This window comes from Chthoniobacter sp. (assembly GCF_040003245.1).
Taxonomy (GTDB): domain Bacteria; phylum Verrucomicrobiota; class Verrucomicrobiia; order Chthoniobacterales; family Chthoniobacteraceae; genus Chthoniobacter.
Genome location: NZ_JBDUCX010000405.1, coordinates 1 through 2,763, shown reverse-complemented (window position 1 = coordinate 2,763; position 2,763 = coordinate 1). Strand labels below are relative to the sequence as shown.

Sequence of the window (2,763 nt, the reverse complement as noted above, 5' to 3'; positions counted from 1 at the left end):
CGCTCTGTGGCCGCTCCGCCGGCTCTTTCGACAGGCAGGCGGCGACCACCCGCTCCCAAGCCAGCGGCAGGGCGGGACGCGTGGTCAGCTCGAATTCGCGCAGACGAGCCGTCATGGCGGGAGCCGTGGCGTGCATGACTTGCGAAAGGATATGCCCGCGAAAGAAGGGCGGCTTGCTGGTGAGCAACTCGTAAATCGTGGCCCCGAGCGCATAGATGTCATCGAGATGGCTGGGACGCTCACCCATGGCCTGCTGCGGGCTCATGTAGGGCGGTGTGCCGCTGAATTTTCCATTGGCCGTGATGCGAGTCAGCGAATCGCTCAGTTGCGAAGCGATGCCAAAGTCGGCGACCTTCAGCCGGCCGGTCGGCGTGAGCATGAGGTTGCGCGGCTTGAGGTCGCGATGGGCGATCTTTGCTTCCAGGTGCGCGTAGTCGAGCACGGGGCAGAGCTGCTCGAGCCACGGCAGAATATCCGCCGGAGCAAAGCAGCCGTCCGCTTGCTGCGCCTTGAGGTCGGCGAGGGTCTGGCCTTCCACATATTCCATGATGATCGCGGCCAGGGTGGCGTCGCGTTCGAAATGATGGGTGCGGACGATGTTCGGGTGCAGCAGCGCCATTCCGCGAAGCACTTCTCTCTTCAAGTCGGCGATGGCCTCGGTATCGCGCACGACCATGTCGGGAATCAACTTCACCGCCACCTGCTGCCCCAGTTCTTCGTCGATCGCCAGCAGCACGACCCCCATCCCGCCTTGCCCGAGCTTGCCTTGGACGCGATAGCGGCCGAAGAGGAGCGCGGGCAACTCCAGGACCGCCGCGTCGACCTTCGCCACCACGGGAGTCCCATCGCCGGAAACCGGAGTGGCGGAAGACGGGTCAGCCATACACGTACGTGGTGGCACGGTATGAAATCGCCGCGGGCATGGCAAGGTGGGGTTCGAGTGCCTTGAAAAACTTCTGGCACGAGGCCGTGCGGTTAGTATCCTCGACACCCTTTCTTTATATGGAACCAACTGCTGATATCGCCGTCATTGGTCTGGCCGTCATGGGTCAGAACCTGATTATGAACATGAACGATCACGGGTTTACCGTGGTCGCTTACAACCGCACCACTGCGAAGGTGGACGAATTTTTGGCCAACGAGGCCAAGGGCAGTAAAGTGATCGGCGTGCACTCCATCGAGGAGATGGTGAAGAACCTCAAGCGCCCGCGCCGCGTGATGCTGATGGTCAAGGCCGGCAAGCCGGTGGACGAATTCATCGAGCATTTGCTCCCGTTCCTCGAGCCCGGCGACATCATCATCGATGGCGGCAACTCGCTCTTCGACGACACGTCCCGCCGCGTAAAGTATGTGGAGAGCAAGGGCCTGCTCTATGTCGGCACCGGCGTATCCGGGGGTGAAGAAGGCGCGCGGAATGGCCCCTCGATCATGCCCGGCGGTTCGCCCGCCGCATGGCCGCACGTGAAGGACATTTTCCAAGGCATCGCGGCCAAGGTGGACGACGGTTCACCCTGCTGCGACTGGGTGGGTGAAGGCGGCGCCGGTCACTACGTGAAGATGGTGCACAACGGCATCGAATACGGCGATATGCAGCTCATCTGCGAAGCCTACCAGTTGATGAAGGACGGTCTCGGGATGACGCCCGACGAAATGAGCGCGGTCTTCGCCGAGTGGAACAAGGGCGACCTCGATTCGTATCTCATCGAAATCACCCGCGACATTCTCGCCAAGAAGGACGAGGACGGTTCGCCGCTCGTGGACAAGATTCTCGATACCGCGGGCCAGAAAGGCACCGGCAAGTGGACGGTCATTTCGTCCGCCGACCTCGGCATTCCGATCACGCTCATGGCCGAGGCGGTTTACGGCCGCTGCGTTTCCTCGATGAAAGATCTCCGCGTCGAGGCGGCGAAATCCTTCAAGCCCGGCAACACGAAAATCTCCGGCGACCGCGCCCTGTTCGTGCGGGACATCAGCCACGCCCTCTACGCGTCGAAGATCGTCAGCTACGCCCAAGGCTACATGCTCATGGCCGCGGCGGGCGAACTGAACAAGTGGAACCTCAACTTCGGTGGCATCGCCCTCATGTGGCGCGGCGGCTGTATCATTCGCAGCGCGTTCCTCGGCGACATCAAGGCGGCCTTCGACAAGAACAAGAAGCTGAGCAACCTGCTGCTGGCGCCGTTCTTCAAGAAAGCGATCAAGAGCAGCCAGCGTGGCTGGCGCAAGGTGGTCAGCACGGCGGTCAAGAAGGGCATCCCGGTGCCGGCCTTCAGCACAGCCTTGGCCTTCTTCGACGGCTTCCGCGCCGAGCGTCTGCCGGCGAACCTGCTGCAAGCCCAGCGCGACTACTTCGGCGCCCACACCTACGAGCGTGTGGACAAACCCCGCGGCGAGTTCTTCCACACCAACTGGACCGGTCGCGGCGGCACCACCGCCTCGAGCACCTACACGGTATAACCGGCGCTTCAGCGCAGAATTATCCCCAAAAGGGCGTGGAGCAATCCACGCCCTTTTTCTGCCCAGTGTTGTCGGGCAACGCAGATGACGTGCTGGAGGGCACTGCGCCGTCAGTGCCGGGGAAAAGGTGATGCCAAGGAAGCGACGGCGCGCTTCTCTCCAGATCTGATTCGAGAATCCGGTCCCGGTATCGGGCAACAAAAAGGGCGCGGATCGCTCCGCGCCCTTGATGGGAATGGTGATCGGTGACGCTTAGAGCCTGTTATGCACTTTTAAGAGGGAGGAAAGTGAGCCGAGCATGAGAGA

2 protein-coding genes are annotated in these 2,763 nt (G+C 61.9%); one reads left to right on the top strand and one right to left on the bottom strand.

Translation table 11 applies throughout. From position 1 onward, the window contains the following. Positions 1–883 (bottom strand): serine/threonine-protein kinase (locus ABJF10_RS30290; protein ID WP_348548327.1); only part of this gene is annotated, 883 nt, incomplete at its 3' end. Between the two features lie 119 nt (positions 884–1,002). On the opposite strand from ABJF10_RS30290, the gene gnd reads away from it, so the two are divergent. Then, on the top strand, positions 1,003–2,457 hold the full coding sequence (gene gnd / locus ABJF10_RS30285) for a decarboxylating NADP(+)-dependent phosphogluconate dehydrogenase (RefSeq protein ID WP_348548326.1): 1,455 nt from the start codon (positions 1,003–1,005) through the stop codon (positions 2,455–2,457). Positions 2,458–2,763 lie beyond the last annotated feature (306 nt).

Bases quoted from the DNA above. Each gene is read 5' to 3' on its own strand.
- gnd (WP_348548326.1), top strand. From the start codon at position 1,003: ATGGAACCAACTGCTGATATCGCCGTCATTGGTCTGGCCGTCATGGGT.